This window comes from Variovorax rhizosphaerae (assembly GCF_037889975.1).
Taxonomy (GTDB): Bacteria; Pseudomonadota; Gammaproteobacteria; order Burkholderiales; family Burkholderiaceae_C; genus Variovorax; species Variovorax rhizosphaerae.
On sequence record NZ_JBBKZT010000020.1, the window covers coordinates 72644 to 95496 of the forward strand.

Annotated in this window: 21 protein-coding genes and 1 pseudogene; 13 read left to right on the forward strand and 9 right to left on the reverse strand. The window is 65.2% G+C overall.

The annotated features are described in order from the left end of the window. Window positions 1–51: 51 nt before the first annotated feature. From WKW82_RS31545 to WKW82_RS31565, 5 genes and pseudogenes are all read right to left on the reverse strand, one after another. Window positions 52–975 (reverse strand): LysR family transcriptional regulator, encoded by a 924-nt coding sequence (locus tag WKW82_RS31545; RefSeq protein WP_340346752.1) that lies wholly within the window; start codon window positions 973–975, stop codon window positions 52–54. Window positions 976–1247: 272 nt separating this feature from the next. Beyond that, window positions 1248–1454, reverse strand: coding sequence for a hypothetical protein (locus tag WKW82_RS31550; protein ID WP_340346753.1), 207 nt, complete (start codon window positions 1452–1454; stop codon window positions 1248–1250). Between the two features lie 631 nt (window positions 1455–2085). Beyond that, window positions 2086–2358: pseudogene (locus WKW82_RS31555) on the reverse strand (dihydrodipicolinate synthase family protein); the annotation flags it as partial. 330 nt (window positions 2359–2688) lie between these two features. Further along, on the reverse strand, window positions 2689–3669 hold the full coding sequence (locus tag WKW82_RS31560; protein ID WP_340346754.1) for an aldo/keto reductase: 981 nt from the start codon (window positions 3667–3669) through the stop codon (window positions 2689–2691). 16 nt (window positions 3670–3685) lie between these two features. Next, complete coding sequence (locus WKW82_RS31565; protein ID WP_340346755.1) at window positions 3686–4306, reverse strand: glutathione S-transferase family protein; 621 nt, start codon at window positions 4304–4306, stop codon at window positions 3686–3688. A 159-nt stretch (window positions 4307–4465) separates the two neighbouring features. Here WKW82_RS31565 and WKW82_RS31570 point away from each other — a divergent pair, with 159 nt between their 5' ends. Then, a complete protein-coding gene (locus WKW82_RS31570; RefSeq protein ID WP_340346756.1) occupies window positions 4466–4651 on the forward strand; it encodes a hypothetical protein in 186 nt (61 codons plus the stop codon). A gap of 24 nt (window positions 4652–4675) precedes the next feature. Here the strand turns inward: WKW82_RS31570 and WKW82_RS31575 are convergent, their stop codons facing one another. Continuing rightward, window positions 4676–5413: a FadR/GntR family transcriptional regulator gene (locus tag WKW82_RS31575; RefSeq protein ID WP_340346758.1), complete on the reverse strand. Its 738-nt coding sequence runs from the start codon at window positions 5411–5413 to the stop codon at window positions 4676–4678. Between the two features lie 231 nt (window positions 5414–5644). Here WKW82_RS31575 and WKW82_RS31580 point away from each other — a divergent pair, with 231 nt between their 5' ends. The 9 genes from WKW82_RS31580 (at window position 5645) to WKW82_RS31620 (ending at window position 16469) form a co-directional block, all read left to right on the forward strand. Continuing rightward, window positions 5645–6631: a Bug family tripartite tricarboxylate transporter substrate binding protein gene (locus WKW82_RS31580; protein WP_340346759.1), complete on the forward strand. Its 987-nt coding sequence runs from the start codon at window positions 5645–5647 to the stop codon at window positions 6629–6631. A 54-nt stretch (window positions 6632–6685) separates the two neighbouring features. Further along, a complete protein-coding gene (locus tag WKW82_RS31585; RefSeq protein WP_340346761.1) occupies window positions 6686–7558 on the forward strand; it encodes an enoyl-CoA hydratase-related protein in 873 nt (290 codons plus the stop codon). Beyond that, the gene (locus WKW82_RS31590; RefSeq protein WP_340346763.1) at window positions 7555–9207 is read left to right on the forward strand and encodes a class I adenylate-forming enzyme family protein; all 1653 of its coding nucleotides are present in this window, start codon (window positions 7555–7557) and stop codon (window positions 9205–9207) included. The genes WKW82_RS31585 and WKW82_RS31590 overlap by 4 nt, the downstream gene beginning before the upstream one ends. Window positions 9208–9244: 37 nt before the next feature. Beyond that, window positions 9245–10435 (forward strand): CaiB/BaiF CoA transferase family protein, encoded by a 1191-nt coding sequence (locus tag WKW82_RS31595; RefSeq protein ID WP_340346764.1) that lies wholly within the window; start codon window positions 9245–9247, stop codon window positions 10433–10435. Window positions 10436–10443: 8 nt separating this feature from the next. Then, the gene (locus WKW82_RS31600) at window positions 10444–11229 is read left to right on the forward strand and encodes an SDR family NAD(P)-dependent oxidoreductase (RefSeq protein ID WP_340346765.1); all 786 of its coding nucleotides are present in this window, start codon (window positions 10444–10446) and stop codon (window positions 11227–11229) included. Window positions 11230–11262: 33 nt separating this feature from the next. Next, window positions 11263–12672, forward strand: coding sequence for an aldehyde dehydrogenase family protein (locus WKW82_RS31605; RefSeq protein ID WP_340346767.1), 1410 nt, complete (start codon window positions 11263–11265; stop codon window positions 12670–12672). A gap of 68 nt (window positions 12673–12740) precedes the next feature. Beyond that, the gene (locus tag WKW82_RS31610) at window positions 12741–13718 is read left to right on the forward strand and encodes a Bug family tripartite tricarboxylate transporter substrate binding protein (protein ID WP_340346768.1); all 978 of its coding nucleotides are present in this window, start codon (window positions 12741–12743) and stop codon (window positions 13716–13718) included. A 96-nt stretch (window positions 13719–13814) separates the two neighbouring features. Further along, window positions 13815–15470, forward strand: a complete 1656-nt coding sequence (locus WKW82_RS31615) for an AMP-binding protein (RefSeq protein ID WP_340346769.1) — start codon at window positions 13815–13817, stop codon at window positions 15468–15470. 24 nt (window positions 15471–15494) lie between these two features. Beyond that, entirely contained in the window at window positions 15495–16469 is a 975-nt protein-coding gene (locus WKW82_RS31620) for a Bug family tripartite tricarboxylate transporter substrate binding protein (protein WP_340346771.1), read from the forward strand. 36 nt (window positions 16470–16505) lie between these two features. Here WKW82_RS31620 and WKW82_RS31625 read toward each other — a convergent pair whose 3' ends face one another. Continuing rightward, window positions 16506–17342 carry an enoyl-CoA hydratase-related protein gene (locus WKW82_RS31625; protein ID WP_340346773.1) on the reverse strand — a complete coding sequence of 279 codons (837 nt, stop codon included), beginning with the start codon at window positions 17340–17342 and terminating at the stop codon, window positions 16506–16508. Between the two features lie 26 nt (window positions 17343–17368). After that, a complete protein-coding gene (locus tag WKW82_RS31630) occupies window positions 17369–18223 on the reverse strand; it encodes an enoyl-CoA hydratase/isomerase family protein (RefSeq protein WP_340346774.1) in 855 nt (284 codons plus the stop codon). A gap of 93 nt (window positions 18224–18316) precedes the next feature. On the opposite strand from WKW82_RS31630, the gene WKW82_RS31635 reads away from it, so the two are divergent. Both WKW82_RS31635 and WKW82_RS31640 read left to right on the forward strand, forming a co-directional pair. Further along, complete coding sequence (locus tag WKW82_RS31635) at window positions 18317–19546, forward strand: CaiB/BaiF CoA transferase family protein (protein ID WP_340346776.1); 1230 nt, start codon at window positions 18317–18319, stop codon at window positions 19544–19546. Beyond that, window positions 19543–21174 carry a class I adenylate-forming enzyme family protein gene (locus tag WKW82_RS31640; RefSeq protein ID WP_340346777.1) on the forward strand — a complete coding sequence of 544 codons (1632 nt, stop codon included), beginning with the start codon at window positions 19543–19545 and terminating at the stop codon, window positions 21172–21174. The genes WKW82_RS31635 and WKW82_RS31640 overlap by 4 nt, the downstream gene beginning before the upstream one ends. A 4-nt stretch (window positions 21175–21178) precedes the next feature. Here the strand turns inward: WKW82_RS31640 and WKW82_RS31645 are convergent, their stop codons facing one another. Further along, window positions 21179–22033: a PaaX family transcriptional regulator gene (locus WKW82_RS31645; protein WP_340346778.1), complete on the reverse strand. Its 855-nt coding sequence runs from the start codon at window positions 22031–22033 to the stop codon at window positions 21179–21181. Between the two features lie 64 nt (window positions 22034–22097). On the opposite strand from WKW82_RS31645, the gene WKW82_RS31650 reads away from it, so the two are divergent. Continuing rightward, complete coding sequence (locus WKW82_RS31650) at window positions 22098–22853, forward strand: FadR/GntR family transcriptional regulator (protein ID WP_340346780.1); 756 nt, start codon at window positions 22098–22100, stop codon at window positions 22851–22853.

Consider the following 22853-nt stretch of genomic DNA (forward strand, 5'->3'; position numbering starts at 1 on the left):
GTCTAGGGAGAACCTGAGCGCGCCGATAGCCAGCTCAGCGCGATGGCGTCATCACGTTTCGTGAAGGGTGGCCCCGGGCCACCTGCCCGTGAGGATCAACATCTTTGCCGTGCTGCGCAAAACGATCCTTGCGGCCAGCGCCGCTGGCGACAGCTCGCCGTCTTTGAGGCTGATGAGCATGTGGAGGCGGCGAGCGTCGGGGTCCGCGATTTCAATGCGGGCCACGGAGTCCTGGGGCAATCGAAGCGTGGATGAGCCCGGTTGGATGGTCGCGCCCAAGCCCGCGCGTACAGCGTCCAGCAAGACGGAGAGGCCATCGATTTCCAGCACGATTTGCGGGACGCATCCGGCCCGCTCGAACGCCGCGTCGACGGAACCTCGCAGTCCTTGCGAACCCAACACGAGCGGCACGTTGGCCAGGTCCTTGATCTCGACGCGAGTGCCCAGTCCCTGCAATTGCGGCATGCTCGCCAGGCCGATGAGATACAGGCGCTCCTCGACAAGCGGAACGGCTCCAGCATGGCGTGCGCCCCCCGAATCAAAGAGGATGGCCAAGTCCAGCTTCCGGGCATCGAGCATCGCCCATAGATTCGTCGACAGGCTCTCAACCAGTTTCAACTGAACATCCGGATATGTCTTGCGCATGGCGTCCAGGTACGGCAGGGCGAGCACCGCGGATGCCGATGGCGGCATCCCCAGGCTCACGTGTCCGGACAGACGTGCCTGTTGTGCGTCGCGGACGGCATCGTCCACATGCCGCAGCGCGAGTTGGGCCTGGCGATAGAAAGCCATGCCTGCTTCGGTGGCGTAAACGCCGCCGGCGGAGCGTTGCAGGAGGCGGGTACTGAGTTCGGTCTCGAGCCGGCTCAGTTGCTGGCTCAAGGCCGACGGGACGACCCCGAGGTCTCTCGCCGCACGGCCGATTCCGCCCAGTTCGATCGTGCGTACGAAGTAGCGAAGCTGACGAAGTTCCAAGTGATCACTCCACGGACACAGATTGAAATGTGACCGTGGTCCTGTCAACTCGCTATTGGCGTTTTACCCCCTCAGGCGGCGCTCGTTACGGTCGCGTTTGCGTCGAACGGCAGCGCATGATGCCGAGTGCGGCTCGGTTTCATTCAGAAGACAAGCGCGAGGCGGCCAAGCGGCAAGGAGGCCAGATCGGCCACTTGACCGGTCGCGCTGCTCGGGCGCTGCTCGTATTCTCAGCATGCCGATCCCGCGAGCCGACAAGCAGACGTCGCCCTTTAGCCCTTCAGGATCTGCGCGCAGACCGCGTCCTTGCGCAGGGTCGCATCGTTCTTGTTTTGGGTCGGCACAAACTGCGACATGTGTTCCTTGCAATGGTCCTTCGAAAGGGCTGCGGTTGTTGTCCCAGGCGCATTCCCGGAGGCGCACGCGGTAACGCTGAGGGCAAGAACGGAAATGCAGGACAGGGAAATCAAGGCTTTCATGGTGAACTTTCAAGAGAGTGATTTGATTGAACGTTGAACTAGGGCACTTCGACTCGGACTACAGGGGATCGTCTACATTGATTGACCCTCCCTCAAGTCGGATCGCTTCGACTGCGAAGCGGACCATCGAACACCACCATTGGTCATGTGATGTCGTCCGCCTGTGCCGCATGCCGTGCGCATGGTGCGCGCGCTGATCGATTGCAGTTGCACTCGGGAGTCGGCCGCGACCGAGCGCACCCGTACCGTATTCCGAAGGCATTGAATGCCCCCGGTGCTGACGAACGATTTCTTGAGGTTCGATAACTTGAATGGCTTGCACATCCGGCTTGTCTCCTTCTGGCGAGGCGACCTGTCGCGCGAGGAATAGTCGGTCTGCCGCGTGTGCATGCAATGCAAAGGCGGTGCCAGCGGGGTCAGCGTGTACGCGCCGCTCAAACGCCGAAAGTTGCCCGCAACGAAGACATCCGCGTCTTCTTCAAATACACCTGTCCTTCTCGCAATCGCTGCGTGGGCGCCGGCGAGCGGCCGCCTTCACAACTGCGGGTCCCCGCACCGGCCTTTCCAGCGAAATGACAATGTCGGCCCCGCGACACGAGAGGTGCACGAGGCGAGGCACGGGACTTTGGGTCTATCCGGCCCAGCGCAGCACTTGCGCATCGAGGCGTCTGGCGGTTTCGATCAGCAGCGCACGCGCCGCGGGATGGATCGCAGGGAAGGGGTGCCGAGGCGCTTCGCAGGCGATCACGCCTCCCTCCTTCATCAGCGACTTGGCAGCCAGCGGCCCACACTGACGGTTCTCGATGTTGATGAGCGGAGGCCAGCGCTCGTAGCCTGCAATGGCTTCATCGCACCGACCTGCCCGCCAGGCATCGAGGATCGGCCGGATGCCGTCGGGAAAGCCGCGGGCGAGGGCGGCCAGGGCCGCGAGAGCCCGCTGATCGCGCCGGGCATGCAGGCACAGTGGCCCCCAACCCAGCGCGTCATCAACTTCATGAACACGCGGTTGCGCAGCCAGCGCAGTGCCGGCGCCGTGCCGCCGAGGGCTTCCGCACCGGCGCGCGCAGCCTGCTGAGCGGCCCGACCGCCGAAGCAACGCCGTGATCGCAATGGGCAGCTCCGCGGCCGGACAGAAGCCGCAACTTCTCAAGTTCGCCCGCAAAAGGCGGGTTTCCAAGGCGACAGGACGTCACCGCAAATGGGTGACGAGAACTTCTGGAGGGAATGAGGCCCCTTACTTGAAGCCGACGATGGCGTGAGGAACGTAGGCAGCCTCGAGGCTTTCAATCTCCTCCTTGCTCAAGACGAGGTCGAGAGCGGCAACCGCGTCCTCGAGATGACGGGGTTTCGAGGCTCCCACGATGGGGCTGGTCACCGCCGATTTGCCCAATACCCATGCCAATGCAATTTGTGCCCGCGGCACGTTGCGTTGCGCGGCGACGGCTGCAACCGCTTCGATGACTTTGCGATCCGATTGCAAGGTCTCTTCAAAGAGCGACTTCCCGAACACATCGGATTCCGTGCGCTCGGTCGTTTGATCCCAGTCCCGGGTGAGCCGGCCCCGGGCAAGCGGGCTCCACGGCATCACCCCGACGCCTTCGGAGACGCACAGTGGAAGCATCTCTCGTTCCTCTTCACGATAGAGCAGGTTGAGGTAGTTCTGCATCGTCGAGAACTCGGTCCAGCCCCTGCGGCGCGCCGTGTAGAGCATCTGGGCAAACTGCCACGCGAACATCGATGAGGCTCCGATGTGAAGCGCCTTGCCGGCCTTGACGACGTCATGCAACGCCTCGAGGGTCTCTTCGATGGGAACGCTGTAATCGAAACGATGAATCTGGTAGAGGTCGACATGGTCGGTGTCGAGCCTGCGCAAGGACTGGTCGATCTCCCGCATGATCGCCTTGCGACCCAAACCGCCCCCGTTGGGGCCCTGGCGCATGCGCCCATGGACCTTGGTCGCGATGACGACCGCGTCCCGCGATGCGAACTCCTTGAGGGCTCGGCCCAGGATTTCTTCGGAGGTGCCATCCGAATAGACGTTGGCCGTATCGAAGAAGTTGATGCCGAGCTCGATCGCCTGTCGGATCAAGGGCCGACTCTTTTCTTCGTTCAAGGTCCAGGGATGGGCGCCTCTGTTCGGGTCACCGAAGGTCATGCATCCGAGGCAGATGCGGGATACATCCAGGCCGGTACGGCCCAGCTTCACGTACTTCATCGCTTCTCCTTGGACATCAGGCAAGCAAGAGCGGCATTCCAGGATCGCCCTTGTCCATGGCCCACCGGTAGGCAGGCCGGTCTCCCATGCGCTGCAGATAGGCACCAACCCCTGGATAGGGCGACAGGTCGAACGGCAAATAGAACTGCCGGCGCGTAGTCAGTGGGTAGCCGATCATGATGTCGGCGACAGTGAACGTGTTGCCGGCAAGCCAGGTGTGATCTGCAAGGTGGGCGTCGAGCGCCGCCATGCTGCGATGGGCGCGCTGTCCGATGAAAGCTGCCAGGCCGCCTTCGGCGGCGAGCATCATCAAGCTTGGCATCAGGGAGCCGTTCACGAAGTGAAACCAGAACAGGTAGTCCGCATACTCGGGACTGTGGGGAGGTACGGTCAGCCGGCCATCGCCATGGCGCCTGACGATGTATTCGATGATGGCTCCGGATTCCGCCAGCGTGACCTTGCCGTCCGTGATGACCGGTGCGGTCCCCGACCAGTGCAGCGCCTTGTAATCGGCAGGGGCGGCCTTGCCGACAGGCTCGCGCTGGTAGCGCTTCAACGCATAGGGAATGTCGAGTTCTTCGCAGAGCCAGACGATGCGCTCTGACTGCGACTTCTCGAGATGATGGACCGTCAGCATATGAACTCCTGCTTTGCGAGCTTTTACGCCGTCCCGCACATCGACGCAAACGGGATGAGTTTGGCGCGCGGAGGCCAGGAGTATTGGGTTGCGACGCCATGATGCCTGCTTCCTGTTGGACGATGTGGCGACCGCACTCGGAAGAACGGATCCATTGCTTTGATCGAAACCTTGGCTGCGGTTTTGCGGAACAACCTGGGCCACGTGTCGCTGGCCACAACCTCGTCCTTCGTCGCGACAGGGCGCCACGAAAGCATGGCGATCACCACGTCGCTCCAAAGCGTGCCGATCGATTCGCTGGCGAGCGCGCCGCTGTCGGGGAGGTTGCTCAGTGTCGGACTGTGAGCACGACACTGCACTTCCATGCCCTCACCTGCCAACAGGAGGCAGTTGCGCGTCCCGCAAATAGCTGCGCAGCGTCGTCCGCAAATAGGCGTCTGCCTCGTCTGCCGCCATGTCCGCGTTGCGGTGGCGAAGGTGTTCGAGCATTCGCTTTCGGGATGCAAGCACGAAGTCGTTGGGCATTTCGCCGATGGCCTTGACGAACTTCATCGTGGTGTCCGTGAGCACGTTGGTCATGATCGTCAGGACCGGGTTCTTGGCCGCCAGTGCCATGAGCTTGTGGAACTCCAGGCTGTAGCGCACACGCAGCGGCAGGTCGCCTGCCTCGGCGGCCTTGTGTGTCTTCTCCACGTTGTCGACCAGGGCCGCCAAGTCGGTTGCGTCGTGGCGCTCGCAGGCAAGGCGTGCCACTTCCCGCCCGATCACGATGCGGGCTTCGATGAGGTCGGGCGCCCTGATCGTCCCGAGGCTCATCAGGTCATCGAAGGCCGATCGGATGACGTCGACGCCGCCACTGGCGATGTAGGCGCCACCTGACGCGCCCGGCTTCTGCGTCAGCAGTCCGGCGTACTCCAGCGAGCGCAAGGCCTCGCGAACGGTGTTGCGACTGACGCCCAGGGTCTCGGCCAGGACCCGCTCGGCCGGCAGGCGGTCGCCCTCGCGCAAGGCACCTTGCGCGATCTGCTCGCGGATTTGCGAAGTGACGTCCTCGAACGTTCGCCGACGAACCGGCTTGAACGCGGAGAGGGTGCTGTTTTCATTCATTTCTGACCTCGCATGGGTGACTGCCGTATGCACTGGCGACTTTAGCTGTCCGCACCCGGATGGCTTGGCGGGGATCGGGCCTGGCCCCGCTTCAGGTCTGCGCTTGACGAACTCAAATATTGGTCCTACCATTATTGCACACGACAGTAATAACTTAGGCAAATCGTCTAAACGAATGGTAGGACCAATGTTGACTGGAGAGAGCTTCCAAATGTTCAGGAGACAAGCGCCATGAAGTCGGTTCTCCGGGCCTGTGCCCGGTTCTCGATCCCTGCTGCGCTGCTGGCATTCGCCGGCATGGCCGCCGCGCAGGGCGACTATCCAGCGCGGCTTGTCCACCTCGTCGTGCCCTTCGCGGCGGGCAGCGGTGTCGACCTCGTGGCGCGCGGCTTTGCGCAGCGCCTCGGTGAGCAGACGAAGACGGCCTTCATCGTCGAGAACCGCGACGGCGCCGGCGGCACGCTGGGCGCGGTCGCCGTCACCAAGTCGAATGCCGACGGCTACACCTTGCTGTTCACGGCCAGCCCGCCCTACGCGGTGGGGCCGGCGGTGCAGGGGAGTTCGGCCTACGATCCCAACAGCGACTTCGTGCCGGTCTCCAAGGTGGCAGCGACGTCGATGGTGCTGATCGCCAACAACGATGCGCCGTTCAAGTCGCTCGCAGAACTGGCGAGCTACAGCAAGGCGAATCCCGGTAAGCTCAACTACGCGACCACCGGCATCGGCACGCCGAGCCACCTCAGCGTCGAGGTGATCAAGGAGCGGCTCGGCCTGAACATCGAGCCCGTCCACTACAAGAGCGCAGGCCAGGCGATGACCGACACGATCGCCGGGCATGTGCCGCTCTACATGCCGTCCTATCCGGCCGCGCAGGCGTACCTGCAAGCCGGCAAGGTCAGGGGACTGGCGATCGGTTCGCCCACGCGCGCAGCGGGTGCGCCCGACATCCCCACGCTGGCCGAGGCGCTGAAGCAGCCTGGTCTGGAGATCCGCGTCTGGTACGGCCTGCTGGCGCCCAGGGGCACGCCGCGCGCGGTCGTCGACCGGCTGGCGTCGGAAGTGGCCAAGGCCGCCGCAGCGCCGGAGATCGTGGCGCTGGTCAACAAGATGGGCGCGGAGCCCTTGCTTGTCGGGCCCACCGATTTCGCCACGCAGATCCGGGCCGAAGTGACCAGCAGCCGGCAGCTGATCCAGAAGCTCGGCATCGCCGAGAAATGACATCCACTTTTGCCACTCTTGCCACTTCTGCGTAAGCGCGAAGGACCTCTCACCATGGAACTCAAAGTCACCGACTACAGCGTCGACCCGGACGGCGTCGCCACCGTTCGCTTCAACCGGCCCGGCCGCGGCAACTCCTGGACCTCCCGCATGAATGCCGAATACCGGCACATCATGGCCACCCTCGACGACGATCCGGCCGTCAAGGTGATCGTGCTCACGGGTGCCGGAAAGCAGTTCTGCGTCGGCGCCGACTTCAAGGCGCTGGACCACTACACCGAAGGCGAGAAGGACTACGTGGCCAGCGTCCGGGGCGACGGCTTCGCCAGGCCCGGCCACGGCGTGCGCAAGGAATACGACCACGAACTGGTCTGGCACTGGGGGTTGAAGAAGCCGGTGATCGCTGCCATCAACGGCGCATGCGCAGGCATCGCGGTGGCCATCGTGGGTTTCTGCGACCTGCGCTACGCAGTGGCGGGCGCCAAGCTCACGACGGCGGCGGCCCGGCTCGGCCTGCCTGCCGAATACGGCATGGCCTGGCTCCTGCCGCGCCTGATGGGCATGACGCATGCGGCCGATGTGCTGATCACCGGGCGCATCTTCCTGGCCGAGGAGGCCAAGCAGATGGGGCTGCTCAACGACGTGTTCGAGCCCGAGGAATTCGAGGCACGCATCGCGGCGATCGCCCGCTCCATTGCGCTGACCGTGTCGCCGCAAGCAGCGCTCACGACCAAGCGACAGCTTTATGCCGAGTTGATGGAGTCGGACGTCGGCGAATGCGTCGAGGACTCGAAGCGCCTCATCGGCGAGCTGATGCGCGGCGACGACTACAAGGAAGGTGTCGCCGCATTGCAGGAACGCCGTCCGCCTCGTTTCAAAGGCATCGGTCGCAGCCTTGCAGCGGTGCAGGAAGCGAGGCAGGCATGAGCGCGATGGAGAGCATGGCCGCGCCGGTGGACTCGGCAACCCGGTTCGTCGCGGGCGAATCGTCCGGCTCTGCGGCAACTGCCCCGCGTTGGGGCACCCGGATCGAGCAGGGGTCGGTGAACGGCTATCCGTGCCGCGTGTATGCCATCCGCCCGCGCGCACTCTCGGAGCTGTTCCTCGATGCGCAACGCTGGGCCGACAGGCCCCTGGTGGTGCAGGGCGACCGGCGCCTGACGGGTGCGCAGCATGCACGAGCCGTCGCGGCCGTTGCGGATCTGTTGCGCAAGCGCGGCGCCAGGACGGGTGACAGCGTCGTCCTGCTGGCCTACAACCAGATCGAGTGGCTGGTTGCCTTCTGGGCCCTCCAGTGCATCGGTGTGACGGCCGTGCTGGGCAATGCCTGGTGGAGCGACGCGGAGGCTGCTGCCGCCATCAAGTTGGTGAAGCCGACGATGGTCCTCACCGACAGGCCCCTGGAACGCCCATTGCCCGAGGGCCCCACGCGCGTCCAGCTTTCTGAACTGCGGGCCATGGTCGAGCGTGACGAAGCCGTGCCGCTCGTCATCGATGCGGTCCATGAAGACGCGGCCGCGATGGTGTTGTTCAGCTCCGGCACCACGGGCCAGGCCAAGGGCGTGGTGATGTCCCACCGTTCGGTGATCGCCAACATCCAGAACCTGCTGGCACTGACCGGGCGCCTCCCCAGCGAGTTGCCGCCGACGCATCCCGGGACGGTGAGCCTCCTGACGATGCCGCTCTTTCACCTGGCGGGCGTGCAGATCAGCTTCATGACGCTGCTGTCGGGTGGCAAGCTGGTGTTTCCCAAGGGCAAGTTCGACGCACTGGAGGTGCTCGGGCTGATCGAACGCGAAAAGGTGCGCGCCTGGGGCAGCGTGCCCACGATGGTGTCGCGGGTCATCCACCACGAGGCGTTCGGCAGCTTCGACACAGGCAGCGTGTCCTCGATACCGATGGGCGGCGCGGCCATTCCGCATGAACTGCGGGCCGAAGTGAAGCGGGCCTTTCCGAAGACCGACAAGCGCGTCGGCAGCATGTACGGATTGACCGAAGCCGGTGGCGTGATTGCCGCAGGCTCCGGCAGCGACGTCGAGGGCCGTCCGGGTTGCGTGGGCAAGCCGCTGCCCGCTGTCGAAGTGCGCATCCGCAATGCCAATGCCGAAGGCGTCGGGGAGATCACCGCACGCACGCCCACCGCAACGAGCGGCTACCTCGGCGACCCCCATCCGATCTGCGACGGGGAAGGCTGGATCGGCTCCGGCGACCTGGGGCGCATCGACGACGAAGGCTTTCTCTACGTGGTCGGCCGTCTGAAGGACAACATCATCCGCGGCGGCGAGAACGTGGCAAGCGTGCATGTCGAGCGCTGCCTGCGCACCCATCCGGATGTGCTGGAGGTGGCGGTGGTGCCGCTCCCGCACCATGACCTTGGCGAGGAAGTATGCGCGGCAGTGGTGCTGCGTGAAGGCGCTTCGCCGACGGTGGACGCACTGCGGGCCCATGCGGCCGCGCAACTCGCGCGCTTCGAAGTGCCGTCACGCTGGTGGCTGACCCGCGATCCGCTGCCGACCAACGCGTCGGGCAAGGTCGTCAAGCGCGAAGTCATCCAGAACTGGCCTGCGCAGGCATGACGCCATGACCCACCCCATCAACCAGACTGGACAAGCCATGAGCGGTGTACTTGCGGGAATTCGTGTACTGGACCTGACGCAGATGGTGGCCGGGCCGCTGTGCACGCTGCTGCTGGGCGACCTGGGTGCGGAAGTGATCAAGGTCGAACCGCCCGATGGCGATTCGAGCCGTCAGATCGGCGTCAACAGGGCTTGCGGCGAAAGCGACTACTTCCTGAGCCTCAACCGCAACAAGCGCAGCATCGTGCTCGACCTGAAGACCGACAGCGGCATCGAGACGCTCAAGGCGCTTGCCCTGGCCTCGGACATCGTGGTCGAGAACTTCCGGCCCGGAACAATGGAAAAGCTGGGCATCGGCTACGACACGTTGTCCGAATTGAATCCGGGGCTCATCTTCTGCAGCATGTCGGGCTTCGGGCAGAGCGGCCCGTACCGCGATCGGCCTGCGCTGGACCCGGTGATCCAGGCCATGTCGGGCGTGATGCAGTTGACCGGCACACCCGACAGCGGTCCGTTGAAGACCGGCATCCTGATCTCCGACTTCGTGCCGCCGCTGTTCGGCACCATCGGGGTGATGGGCGCGCTCTTTGCCCGCGCATCGAGCGGCAAGGGCCAGCGCGTGGATGTCTCCATGCTCGATGCGACCGTCTTCTCGATGGTGCCGCGCGAGGGCTTCTATTTCTCGACCGGCCAGACGCCGGGACGGCTGGGCAACGCGCACTACCAGATCTCCCCTTGGAACACCTACGGCACGAGCGATGGCCGCCACATCATGATCGTCGCGCACACCGACAAGTTCTGGCGCGCACTGGCCACGGCGCTGGGCCGCGCGGACCTGTTGTCGGACGCGCGCTTTCTCACGAATGCGACGCGCCTCGAGAACCGCGCGGCGCTTGAACCCGAGATCGCGAGTGCCTTTGCGAAGGGCACGCTGGCGCACTGGACCCAGGTGCTGACCGACGCCAGCGTGCTCTTTGCACCGGTGCGCGATTTCGAGGAAGTGTTCAGCGACCCCGTGGTCCGCGACGGCATCGTGCAGACCGTTCGCCATCCCACGGCAGGCGACCTCCCGCTGCTGCGCAACCCGATCAAGTTGTCGACGCACAGCGCTGACATCCGGCGTCCGCCGCCGCTGCTGGGCGAGCACACCGACGAGATCCTGGCTGAGCTGCGTGCCCAACAGCGCGCGCCAGTCGCACCCCAAGACGCAGTCACCTCCATCTTTTGAGACATCCCATGAGCCACATCCCCCGCCGCCTGGAAGGCAAGAGAACCATCATCACCGCCGCTGCCTCGGGCATGGGCAAGGCCGGTTGCGAACTGTTCGCGCAGCATGGCGCACGCATCGCGGCGATCGATCGCGACGAGACCGCGCTGGCCAGCGTCGTGGCGGCCATCGAGGCCTCCGGCGGCCAGGCTTGCGGCTTCGTCGCGGACCTGAGCGACGCGAAGGCGACCGTCGATGTCATCAACGCCGCGCAGCAATGGCTCGATGGCGTGGACGTGCTGTGGAACCATGCCGGGATGCCCGCGCCGGCGGACATCGACGACCTGGACCTGGCGCGCTACCGCCTGTCCTCGGAACTGAACCTGACCTCGGCGGTGCTCGTCTCCGGCGAAGTGATCCGCACGATGCGCAAGCAGCGCAGCGGTTCGATCGTCTTCACCTCGTCCACGTCTGGCCTGGTGGGCTCCGCGCTGAGCCCGCTCTACTCGGCATTGAAGGCCGGCGTGGTCGGGCTGACCAAGGGGCTCGCCGTGCGCTATGCGGCCGAAGGCATCCGCGTCAACACGATCTGCCCGGGGCCCGTGGCAACGCCGATGCTCTACAACGATTTCATGAAGGTCGATCCGCGCTTCAGCAAGGAAGACAACGAGCAACGCGTGCTGTCGGCCGTGCCAATGGGCCGCGTGGGACAGCCGCTGGAGGTCGCGCACGCAGCCTTGTGGCTGGCATCGGATGACGCCTCCTTCGTCACTGGCGCGGCATTGCCGATCGACGGCGGCCTGACCGCACGCTAGAGCCCGACCCGCAGACCAAACCAGGGGTATCGAATGCAGGAATTTTCGATGTTGATCGACGGGCAACTCCTGCCCGGCGCTTCGACCATGCCAGTGATCAATCCGGCGAAGGGCGTGCCTTTCGCGCAATCCCCCGCGGCCTCGCTGGCGCAAGTCGACGAGGCCGTCGCGGCGGCGCGCCGTGCCTTTCCGGCATGGAGCCGAACGGCCTTCGAGGCGCGACGCGCAGTGGTGACGGCCATTGCCGACGCCATCGAATCGCACAAGGACGAACTCGCCGACGTGCTCACGCTCGAGCATGGCAAGCCGCGCGCGCAGGCGCTGGTCGAGGTGCAGGGGACCGTCGACTACTTCCGCTTCTTCACCACGCTCTCCTTGGCGCCGGAACTGCTGGAAGACAGCGACAAGCGCCGGGTCGAGATCCATCGCGTTCCGCTCGGAGTCATCGCGGCGATCGTTCCGTGGAACTTCCCGTTGCTGCTGCTAGCCTTCAAGCTGCCGGCCGCGCTCCTCGCGGGCAACACGGTCGTGGTGAAGCCCGCGCCCACCACGCCGTTGACCACCCTGGCGGTGGCGCGCCTGATTGCCGGCCTGGTGCCCGCCGGCGTGGTCAACGTCATCGCCGGAACGGACGAGATCGGGCCGGCGCTCACGGCGCATCCGGACGTGCGCAAGGTGAGCTTCACCGGTTCGACGGAAACCGGAAAGAAGGTCATGGCGGCCGGTGCGGCGCGCCTGCAGCGCGTGACTCTCGAACTCGGGGGCAACGACCCGGCGATCGTGCTGGGCGATGTCGATGTGCAGAAGTCGGCCGCGCTCATCTTTGCCTCGGCGTTCGGCACGTGCGGCCAGGTGTGCCGCGCTGTCAAGCGTGTCTACGTGCATGCATCGATCTACGAGCCGTTCTGCGATGCGCTGGCCGGCTTGGCGCAACGCGCGGTCGTCGGGGATGGTGCCGAGCAGACCGTCGACTACGGGCCGGTGCAGAACGCAGCGCAGTTCGAGCGTCTCAAGGGCCTGCTCGACGATGCCAGGGGGCATGGCGAGGTGATGCCAGGCGGCGGACCGCTGGATCGGCCGGGGTATTTCTTCCGCCCCACCATCGTGAAGGATTGCGAGCCGCAGAGCCGGCTGGTGGTCGAGGAACAGTTCGGTCCGATCCTTCCCGTCATGCCGTTCACCGACGTCGACGAGGCCTTGAGGCAGGCGAACAGCGGCCCTTATGGTCTCGCTGCTTCGGTCTGGTCGGCCGACATGGATCTCGCCCACTCGGTGGCCTCCAGGCTGGACACCGGCACGGTCTGGATCAACAAGCACATCGATCGCACGCCCCACGTGCCCGTGGCGGGCGCCAAGCAGTCCGGCGTCGGGGTCGAACTGGGCATGCAGGGCTTGCTGGACTTCACGCAACTCAAGGTCATCAACGCGTCCAGTCCGGCGTGACGCCGGGCGGGTCTTTTCTGAGGTCGTCGGCGATGAAGTTCGCCCTAACGTTTACAAGAGGTGGAGACATGAGATTTTTCAAACGGGCGCTCGCAGGTTTCATGATGGGCGCTGCGCTGCTGGCGCCGGCCATGGCCCAGAAGAACTGGCCGGATGGCCCGGTGACGATCATCGTGCCCTTCGGTACCGGCAACGGCCTGGACATCATGGCGCGCAGCTATGCCGCGCAGATGGGTCAGCAACTGAATGCGCCCGTCGTCGTCGACAACAAGGAGGGCGCTGGTGGTCTCATCGGAACCATGGCCGCAGCACGGGCGACACCCAACGGACGTTCGATCCTGTTCACGGCCGAGTACCCGTTCCTGACCACGCCGTACATGCAGGCAGGGCAGACCTACGATCCGGCGAATGCGTTCGCAGCCGTTGCCAAGGTCGCGAGGTCTCCCCACGTGCTGGTGGTCCCGGAGAACTCGAAGTTCAAGGACCTGGGCGACCTGGTGGCGTTTGCGAAGGCGAATCCCGGACAACTGAACTTCGCGTCGTCGGGCGTGGGAACGCCAAGCCACTTGTATGCGGAAAGACTGCTCAAGGACCTTGGCGTCACCGGAACCCACGTCCCCTACAAGAGCACGGCGACGGCAACGACGGACACCATGGCCGGCCAGGTCCAGCTGTACTTGCCGTCGCTCTCCGGCGTGTTGCCACAGTTGCAGGAAAGGAAGCTGCGCGCCCTCGCAGTGGGCTCGTCGAAGCGCGTGGCGAAGCTGCCCGGGGTTCCGACGTTTGCCGAGGTCCTGAAGCAACCAGGCTACGAAGCCTATGTGTGGTTCGGCTTTCTTGCGCCGAAGGGCACGCCAGCCGATGTCGTGGACCGGCTCCAGCGTGAGATCGAGACCGCGACCCGGTCGCCCGCGGTCGAGACCGTGTTCGCCCAGACCGATGCGGAGGCGTCCAACGCGGGCGCCCGGCAGTTCTCGGTCGAGATCGTGGATGGGGACAAGCGTGCACGCGACCTGCTGGCGATGGCGGGTGCCGTGCCCAAGTAGCCAGGCGGTCCAGTCGACGGGATGGCTTGACTCCAAGGCCATTCGGATGTCCAATAAATGGGTCACCCATTAAATCAATCGCAGGAGACCCACCGGATGCCACGCGACGTATGCCTCACCGACTCGTACTGGAGCGCCGACACTTCGGCAGAGGTCATGGACACGACGCTGGGTGACCTGTTGCGGGAACTCGCCATCGAAGTGCCGGACCGCGTCGCCTTCGTGGAAGGCGTGCCCGACTCGAGCGCGCGTCGGCGCTGGACCTACCTGCAGTTGCTCGAGTCGGCGGAGGTCGTTGCACGGGCGCTGGTGCAGCGATTCCAACCGGGCGAACGGGTCGCAGTCTGGTCCGCCAACTCCGCCGAATGGGTGCTGCTGCAGCATGGTGCGGCGTTGGCCGGCCTGGTGCTCGTCACGGTGAATCCTGCCTACCTCGCGGCGGAGCTGGCGCACGTGCTTGGCACGGCCAAGGCAGCCGGGATTTTCCACACCGACCGCTATCGCGACACCGACATGACGGGCGTGATTCGCGCGATTCGCCCCGAGTTGCCGCAGCTGCGCGAAGTCATTTCCTTCTCCGATTGGAATGCCTTCATCGCTGACAGCGATCCAGCGATCGAACTGCCGCCTGTCGCTCCGGGCGACATGATCCAGATCCAGTTCACCTCCGGCACGACGGGCAAGCCCAAGGGCGCCTGCCTGCACCATCGCGGCGTCATCAACGCGGCGCGCTTCGCGGCGCAGCGTGCCGGCGTGGCCGAAGGTGCGCCCTGGGCGAGTGCCATGCCGCTTTTCCACGTGGGCGGATGCGCGGGCAGTGAGATCGGCGCATTCTCGCGTCGCGGCACTTTCGTGCTGCTGCCGAGCTTCGACGCGGGCGTGATGCTCGACCTGATCGAGAGCGAGCGGGTGCAGCATGTGCACGCGGTGCCAACGATGCTGCTCGCCATGCTGGAGCATCCAATGCTGGCGGACCGTGACCTCTCATCGCTGAAGACGGTGATGAGCGGCGGTTCCTCGGTGCCGGCGGCCCTGGTGCGGCGTGCCAGCGCCACCTTCGGATGCAATTTCACCATCACTTTCGGCCAGACCGAACTCAACGGCGTCATTTGCCAGACCCGCCCCGACGACGAGGCCGAACGGCAGGCGACCACGATCGGTCAACCCGCGCCGCAAATGGAAGTCAAGATCGTCGACCCGGAGACGGGCGCCGTGCTTCCGCTGGGCGAGCCGGGCGAGATCTGGGCGCGTGGCTACCAGACCATGCTCGGATATTTCAACGCGGCCCAGGCCTCGGAACAGGCGATCACGCCTGACGGATGGCTGAAGACCGGAGACCAGGCCACGATGGATGCCGCCGGATATTTGCGCATCACGGGGCGCCTCAAGGATTGCATCATCCGTGGTGGCGAAAACGTCTACCCGCGAGAGATAGAAGACGTGCTGACCACACATCCGAGCGTGCGCGAAGCCAGCGTCGTCGGTGTACCGGATCCGAGGTGGGGCGAGGTCGTTGCCGCAGTTGTCGTGCTGGATCCGCGCCTGCCGCCCCCGGACGCCGTCGAGTTGCACGTGCATTGCCGCAAATCGCTTGCGGCCTACAAGACGCCGGCGCAATGGTTCTATGTGGATGCGTTCCCGACGACGTCGTCCGGAAAGATCCAGAAGTTCGCCTTGCGCGAGAGCATCCGGCAGGGTGGCATCACGCCGCAGCCCTTCGTCAAGCCGGTGCGCGAGAGCGTGCGGGCCTGACCTGCAAACCCAAAGGAGACAAAAATGAAGAAGATGCTCACCGTCCTGGGTTTCGCATGCGCGCTGGTCGGCACCACCGGCGTTGCACATGCCCAGGCTTATCCGTCCGAAAAGATCGCGATCGTCGTGCCTTATTCGGCAGGCAATGGGCTCGACCTGCTGGCACGCGAGTTCGCCCAGCAGTTGGGCCAGCCGCTTGGGGTGCCTGTGTTCGTGGAGAACCGCGAAGGCGCAGCCGGCGCGATCGGCACGGCCTACATGGCGCGTGCGCCGGCCGATGGCTATTCGCTGTTGTTCACTGCCAATCCGCCTTTCGTGACGTCTCCGCAGGCCATGTCCAAGCCGCCTTATGACGCCCTGAAGAGCTTCGTGCCGATCGCCAGGGTCGGTGCCGTGCCCCTCGTGCTGATCACCTCGGGAAAGTCGCCGTTCACGAACTTCCAGCAGATGAAGGACTACGTGCGCAAGCATCCCGAACAGGCGAACTACGCCTCGGCTGGCGTCGGCTCTCCGGGCGAGGTCTATGGTGAGCTGCTGAACCAGGCCACCGGCCTCAAGCTCGAGGAGGTGCGCTACAAGGCCACCGGGCAGGCGCTGACGGATGTGATGTCCGGCAACGTGCTGGTCAGCCTGGTGTCGGTGACCGCGGCCTCGCAGCAGATCAAGGCGGGCTCGTTGCGCGCGCTCGCAGTGGGCTCCCGTGAACGCCTGCCGGAAATGCCCGATGTGCCAACCCTCGCCGAAAGCATTGGCCAGAAGGACTTCCAGGCCAGCGTCTGGTATGGCTTCTTCGCCCCGGCCGGACTGCCGAGAGATCGGCTCGACAAGCTGCAGGGCGAGATCTCGAAGGTGGCGACATCACAGCGCATGGCGGACTTCATGAGCCGCTCGGGCATGGTGCCGGAACTGCTCGATTCGAAGGCCTTTGCCGCGAGCCTCGTGCGCGACGTCGAGACCGCGAAGAAGCTGGTCGCGAGCGGAAATCTCAAGGAGCGTTGAGGGAGGCGGGCCGGACGCGACCGGCCAAGAAGACTTTCAGCTTGCAAGGGCGCCAAACTTCGGCGCCCTTTTTTCTTGCGCTGCAGCCACGCCTTCCCGGAAATCGGCCTGCTTGAGAAGCGTGCCGGTGAGCACCTTGGAGTCTTCGACCGAGCGGCCAGGGTCGAGGTGCATCTGCTCCGCATAGAGCTGTCGCTTGGCCGCCTTCACGGCGGCGGGCGACACGCTGCTCGCCATGTCCTTGGCGACTTGCAGGGCCGAAGCCGCGAAGTCCTCCGCAGGCAACACGCCGTTGAGAAAACCCATCGCCAGCATCTCCTCCGCGCGGAACACGCGGCCGCTCAGCAGCACGTCGGCCGCACGCGTGAGGCCGACGATGCGCGGCAGCACCCAGGAGAGCCCGTATTCCGCGGGCAGGCCAAGCCGGGGCGTCGAGGTCGTGAACTTGGCGCCTGCCGCGGCATAGCGCAAGTCGCAGAACGCCGTAAGCGCGACCGCGATGCCTGCGCACGCGCCATTGACCGCTGCAATCACGGGCTTGGACAAGCCCCAGTGCCACACCAGTTCGTGATCGAACTCATCCCGAACGCCATGGCCGGGCCTGGCCATTTCCTCGTTGCGGCTGCTCTCGACATAGTCCTTGTCGCTGGCCTTGTAATGGTCCAGCGCCTTGAAATCGGCGCCGACGCAGAACTGCTTGCCGGCGCCCGTGACCAGGATCACGCGCACCTCGGGGTTGTCTTCCATCGACTGCATCAACCAGCGGTATTCCGCATTCATGCGCGTGGTCCACGAGTTGCCGCGCTCAGGGCGGTTCAGGCGAACGATGCCGACGTGGTCCTCGACGGAGGCTTCGGTGACGTGGAGTTCCATGGTGTGCTCGAGGGTGGATGCGTGGGTCATTCGGCGAAGCGCTTGTCGCGGTTCTTGAAGGTGGAGGTGGTGCCTTCCTGTCGGCGCTCGCGCAGGAAGTTGAATTCGTCGCTTTCGAAGCGCAGGTTGGTGCCGAGCGTGTGGCCCACATAGCCACGGTAGAACTGCTGGCTCGCGCCGAGGCTGTCGAGTGCCATCTGATGCATCGCCTTGCCGGTGACCAGCGCGTCGCGTGCATGCTTGCTGATCTTCTGCGCCCATGCTTCCACGGTCGATTCGAGTTCTACCAGCGGCACAGCTCGATTGACGAGGCCCATGCGCTCGGCCTCCGGCCCGTCGAAGGTGTCGCCCAGCAGCAGGAGTTCGCGCGCCTTCTTGGCGCCGTACATGAGGATCTGGCTGTTGAGGTGCCAGGTGTTGCCGGCCAGGCCCAGGCGCTGCTCGGCATGGCTGAAGCATGCGTCCTCGGAAGCGATCGCCAGGTCGACCAGTTCGACGAGGTAGAGACCCGCGCCGGTGCAGTGCCCATGGACCTGTGCAATGACCGGCTTCAGCGAATTCTGGAACGCCATGTAGTTCGCCCCGAGCTTGCGGTCGCGCATCAGGCGCGAGCGCTGGCTGGGGCGACGTGGCTTGGCGCCGCTGCCATCGCCCTCCAGTCCGTACGAGCGGATCGCGTCGTTGTAGTCGTGGCCGGCGCAGAACGACGGCCCGTTGCCCTTCAGCACGATGACCTTGATGTCGTCATCGTCCTCCGCATCATGCAGCGCCTCGACCAGCACGTCGAGGTCGGCGAAGCGCATGGCGTTGTGCTTCTCGGGACGGTTGAGGATGAGGCGCGCGACGGGGCCTTCTTTTTCGACGATCAACGGGTCAGTCATTCAGTGCTCCGGGTAAGGGGTCGGGTGCCGGGTGCGGCTGCCTTCATGATACAACGATTGATATTTACGTCAATTGTATGTAGCATGAAATCCATGAACAAAACCTCTGACCCCATTGCCGATCATTCGGCTGTCAAACCCCTGCGCGGCATTCGAGTGGTCGAGCTTGCCCACTGGATGGCCGGTCCGCTGGCAGCCGGCCTGCTGTCGGACTGGGGCGCCGACGTCATCAAGGTGGAGCCGCCGGGCGGCGAGCCGATGCGCACCATCTTTGCTTCGATGGGTGCACGCAAGGGCACGCCCAACGGCGCGTTCATCGCGGCCAATCGCGGCAAGCGATCGATCGAGCTGGAGGTCAAGACGGAGCAGGGCCGTGCGGCGCTGGACCGGCTCCTCGAGAACGCCGATGTGCTGCTGACCAACCTCCGGCCTGACGCGCTACAGCGCCTGGGGCTTGGCAACAAGGAGGTGTGCGAACGCTACCCGCGCCTGGTGTATTGCGCACTCAGCGCCTATGGCTGGGGCGGCCCCGACCAGGATCGGCCCGGCTACGACATTGCTGCGTTCTATGGTCGCACCGGCATCGCGCACGAGATCACGACCGCCGGCACGCCACCCGCGGCATTGCTGCAGGGCATCGGCGATGCATTCACCGCCATGACGGCCGCATCGGGCGTGCTGGTCGCGCTGATGGACCGGCAGCAAACCGGCCGCGGCCGCTTCGTCGAGGCTTCACTGATGCGCACCGGCATGTGGGCGCTGGCAGGCGAGTTGGGGCAGCAGGCGCTCGGTGGCAACCCGCGCCCGCCCAAGCCGCGCGACGAGACCCGCACGCCGCTCTATAACTCTTACCGCACTTCGGACGATCACTGGTTCTTTCTCGTCGGCGTCGAGGCGAAGCGGCATGTCGGCCCGGTGCTGAGAGCCATCGACCGGGCCGACCTGGTGGAGGACGAGCGCTTCCGAGACGCACGCGGGATTGCGCAGAACAGCAGGGCATTGATTGCACTGCTGGACCAGGCTTTCAATGCGCAGCCGCTCGCGCACTGGGTTGAGAAGTTCGATGCGCACGATGTCTGGTGGGCGCCGATCCAGACGCCGGCGGAGGTGATGGATGACAGGCAGGCCGACGCGATCGGTGCCTGGGTGACGGTGGACGACGTCCGGTCGGTCGATGCGCCATTGCGCTTCGACGGTGTCAACCGCGGTGAGGTGCCGCCGCCACCAGAGTCCGGCCAGCACACACGTGTCGTGCTGGCGGAGCTTGGCTATGGAGAGCAGGAAATCGAAGCGCTTGCTGGCGCCCGCGAGGCCACGGCATGAGCACCGCCGAAGTGACCTCCACGACGCAGAACATGGACGCGCAGCGGCGCGGCGCGCAACCACAGCAACGGTGGGGTCGCAGCGTGGAGGCAGGTGTGGTCGCCGGCCACTCCAGCCGCGTTTACGCACAGCGGCCGCGTTCTCTGCCCGAGCTGCTGCATGACGCGCGACGCTGGGGTACGCGGGCTTTCCTCATCGAGGGCGAACGACGGCTCAGCTTTGTCGATTTCGAGGCGGCCGTTCATCGCGTCGCCGGCCACCTGCTGGCGCGCGGCATCCGGCAAGGCGACCGCGTGGCGCTGCTCGGCTACAACAGCGTGGAGTGGCTGGCGTCGTTCTGGGCCGTGCAATCGCTCGGAGGCGTGGCGGTCCTGGCCAACGCATGGTGGAGCGACGATGAAACCCGCGCGGCGCTCGCGCTCATCGAACCCGCCGCGGTGCTGACCGATCGCAGTGGCGCGCACGCGATCGACGAACGATTCCGCCCGATCGACATTCGCGCGCTGCGGGCAGTCGTCGATTCGAGCGAGCAGGTGGCCCAGCCTCCGACTCCGCAAGTCAGCGAAGACGACATCGCCATCATCATGTTCAGTTCCGGGACCACAGGCGCCGCCAAGGGGGTGATGATGTCGCACCGGGGCGTGGTGGCGAACATCCAGAACCTCCTCGTGCTGACTGGACGTCTGCCCAGCGAACTGCCAGTGGACAAGCCCGGCACGGTCAGCCTACTGTCGGTGCCGCTGTTCCACCTCGCCGGGATTCAGATCAGCTTCTCGACCTTGCTCTCCGGCGGGGCGCTGGTGTTCCTGGAAGGGCGTTTCGACCCTGGCAAGGTGCTGGGCCTGATCCAGCGCGAGAAGGTGCGCGTGTGGGGAAGCATCCCGACGATGGTCTCGCGCGTCGTCGACTTCGAAGACTTCGATTCCTTCGATACCTCCAGCCTGCGCTCGATCCCGATGGGGGGCGCCGCCATCTCTGCGGAGTTGCGCGCGAAGGTGCAGCGCGCCTTTCCGGCGACGAAGAAGAGCGTCGGCAGCCTCTATGGCCTGACCGAGGCAGGTGGCGTGCTCGCCGCGGGTTCGGCCGACGATGTCAGAGGGCGCCCCGGCTGCGTTGGCCGCGCCTTGCCCGTGGTGGAACTTCGCATCGACGCGCCCGACCCGGGCGGCGTCGGAGAAATCTTCGCGCGCACACCGACCGTGACGATGGGCTACTGGCGCGATGCCACGCCGATCGCGGATGCCGACGGTTGGGTGAAGACCGGTGACCTCGGGCGCATCGAGGGTGACTACCTCTACGTCGTGGGTCGGTCGAAGGACATCATCATTCGTGGCGGCGAGAACATCGCTTGCGCACACGTGGAGCATGCCTTGCTGACTCATCCATCGGTGCTGGAGGCTGCGGTCGTGCCGTTGGCGCATGCGGACTTGGGCGAGGAGGTCGGCGCCGTCGTGGTCTTGCGCGACGACATGCCGGTCACCGTTGAGCAACTGCGCGAACATGCGCTTGCCAACCTCGGCAAGTTCGAAGTGCCCTCGCGCTGGTGGCTGCACGACGGACCCTTGCCCACCAATGCCACGGGCAAGATCCTGAAGCGCGATCTGCCGAAACGCTGGGGCGGCGATTGATCTTCTAGTCGTGCTCGCGCGAGACACTGCGCCAGTGCGCATGGGCAGCGTCTCGCCACCTGGCGCGCAGCTCGTTGAGGCGATTGGCGGCGCGCGTGCCTTGCCAATCGGCGGGCAGCAAGGGCACGGGCAGGCCGGGGTCGATCGAGGGGAGACGCTGCAGTTCGTTCACCAGTTCGATGTGTGCGAAGAAGGTTGCCTCGTCGCTGCGAGGCCGAAGGCCGCCGAATCGTTTGACCAATTCGTCGTAGTGCGAGGAGATCGACTGCAGGTCCCAGGCCTGCGCGACCAGGGCGCGCTCGGACACGCCAAAGCCCAACGACTGCGCATTCAGCGCGATGGTGTGTCCCGTGAGGCCCATCTCCTCGACCATCTTGCGTGCGGCCTCCGCGCGATCCGCATGCGGGCAGATCCAGAGGCCTGGCGTCGGGTTGCCGAAGCCGAGCCAGCTCAGCGCGCGGTAGACACGCAGTCGATCCGCGCGACGCGTCTCCGGCAGCGAGATGTAGAGCACCACCCATTCGCCTTGCCAGGAATCGACGCTGCTGCGAATGCCACGCACGCGCCGCGACCCTTCGGTGATCAGTGCATCGGCGCTGGCGGTGAGGCGCCACGAGGCGCGGCGGCCCTCGCGGTCGTTCTCGATCCAGCCTGCGGCTGCGGCCCGGGCGATGGCCTGCCGGGCCGACTTCTCGGCGATGCCGATACCGTGGAACGCATAGAGCAGGGTCGAGGTCCAAGTCGACTCGTGGGTCGGATGAACGAATTCGCCGAGCAGGGTCAGCAGCACCGAGCGTGCACTGCCCGGGCTCACGCGAGTCGGCGCATTCGAAGCGGTCTCCTGCTTTATGCGTGGCATGGTCCGGTCGTTAACATCGACATGAAAATCATGGGTTGACAGCGCAATTGCATGGAAGGTCGGGATGAAAGAGAAGCAACCAGCCGTGGTCAAGTCGGCAATGCGATTCACACCGGTGGTGGGGACACGTCCGGCCGAGGAGATTCAGGCACAGATCCGGAACCTGCTCTCGACCCACCAGTTGAAGGCGGGTGATCGCCTGCCCTCCGAGCGCGAGCTCGCGGAGCAGTTTAGCGTCAGCCGCAACTCGGTACGACAGGGCTTGCACTCGCTGGTCGACAGCGGCTTGCTCGAGATGAAGAAGGGTGCAGCCGGCGGTGCCTTCATCCGTGATGGCGGCGGCGACGCGGTGCTGGCGGGCATCTCCGACCTGTATTCGCTGGGCACGATCCAGCCCGAACACCTGACCGAGGTGCGCATCCTGATCGGCGTGGAAGTGGTGCAGCTCGCATGCAAGCGCTGTACCGTTGAGGAGATCGATGCGCTGGAAGAAAACGTCAAGCTCGCCGAGCAGGCTGCGCGTGACAACGATTTTTCGCGGCGCACGGCGATCAATCTCGAATTCCATCGCATGCTGGCCCGCATGACCCGCAATCCCCTGCTCGTCACGCTGACAGAGGCGGTCACCGCGATCACCCAGCGCTTTGTCGATGAAGTCGGTCCCACGTCGAATCGGTCCGTGATGCCCTTGCGCCGCCAGTTGCTTGGCCACCTCCGGTCGCGCGACTCCGAGGCTGCCGGCGAGCGGATGCGCGGCCACCTGCTGCGCCTGCGGACCATCTACCTGCGCCAGGTCGCGGAGAAGCGCTCGCACGAGTAG

Bases quoted from the DNA above. Each gene is read 5' to 3' on its own strand.
- WKW82_RS31550 (WP_340346753.1), bottom strand. From the start codon at position 1,454: ATGAAAGCCTTGATTTCCCTGTCCTGCATTTCCGTTCTTGCCCTCAGC.
- WKW82_RS31560 (WP_340346754.1), bottom strand. From the start codon at position 3,669: ATGAAGTACGTGAAGCTGGGCCGTACCGGCCTGGATGTATCCCGCATC.
- WKW82_RS31565 (WP_340346755.1), bottom strand. From the start codon at position 4,306: ATGCTGACGGTCCATCATCTCGAGAAGTCGCAGTCAGAGCGCATCGTC.
- WKW82_RS31575 (WP_340346758.1), bottom strand. From the start codon at position 5,413: ATGAATGAAAACAGCACCCTCTCCGCGTTCAAGCCGGTTCGTCGGCGA.
- WKW82_RS31580 (WP_340346759.1), top strand. From the start codon at position 5,645: ATGAAGTCGGTTCTCCGGGCCTGTGCCCGGTTCTCGATCCCTGCTGCG.
- WKW82_RS31585 (WP_340346761.1), top strand. From the start codon at position 6,686: ATGGAACTCAAAGTCACCGACTACAGCGTCGACCCGGACGGCGTCGCC.
- WKW82_RS31590 (WP_340346763.1), top strand. From the start codon at position 7,555: ATGAGCGCGATGGAGAGCATGGCCGCGCCGGTGGACTCGGCAACCCGG.
- WKW82_RS31595 (WP_340346764.1), top strand. From the start codon at position 9,245: ATGAGCGGTGTACTTGCGGGAATTCGTGTACTGGACCTGACGCAGATG.
- WKW82_RS31600 (WP_340346765.1), top strand. From the start codon at position 10,444: ATGAGCCACATCCCCCGCCGCCTGGAAGGCAAGAGAACCATCATCACC.
- WKW82_RS31605 (WP_340346767.1), top strand. From the start codon at position 11,263: ATGCAGGAATTTTCGATGTTGATCGACGGGCAACTCCTGCCCGGCGCT.
- WKW82_RS31610 (WP_340346768.1), top strand. From the start codon at position 12,741: ATGAGATTTTTCAAACGGGCGCTCGCAGGTTTCATGATGGGCGCTGCG.
- WKW82_RS31615 (WP_340346769.1), top strand. From the start codon at position 13,815: ATGCCACGCGACGTATGCCTCACCGACTCGTACTGGAGCGCCGACACT.
- WKW82_RS31620 (WP_340346771.1), top strand. From the start codon at position 15,495: ATGAAGAAGATGCTCACCGTCCTGGGTTTCGCATGCGCGCTGGTCGGC.
- WKW82_RS31625 (WP_340346773.1), bottom strand. From the start codon at position 17,342: ATGGAACTCCACGTCACCGAAGCCTCCGTCGAGGACCACGTCGGCATC.
- WKW82_RS31630 (WP_340346774.1), bottom strand. From the start codon at position 18,223: ATGACTGACCCGTTGATCGTCGAAAAAGAAGGCCCCGTCGCGCGCCTC.
- WKW82_RS31635 (WP_340346776.1), top strand. From the start codon at position 18,317: ATGAACAAAACCTCTGACCCCATTGCCGATCATTCGGCTGTCAAACCC.
- WKW82_RS31640 (WP_340346777.1), top strand. From the start codon at position 19,543: ATGAGCACCGCCGAAGTGACCTCCACGACGCAGAACATGGACGCGCAG.
- WKW82_RS31645 (WP_340346778.1), bottom strand. From the start codon at position 22,033: ATGCCACGCATAAAGCAGGAGACCGCTTCGAATGCGCCGACTCGCGTG.
- WKW82_RS31650 (WP_340346780.1), top strand. From the start codon at position 22,098: ATGAAAGAGAAGCAACCAGCCGTGGTCAAGTCGGCAATGCGATTCACA.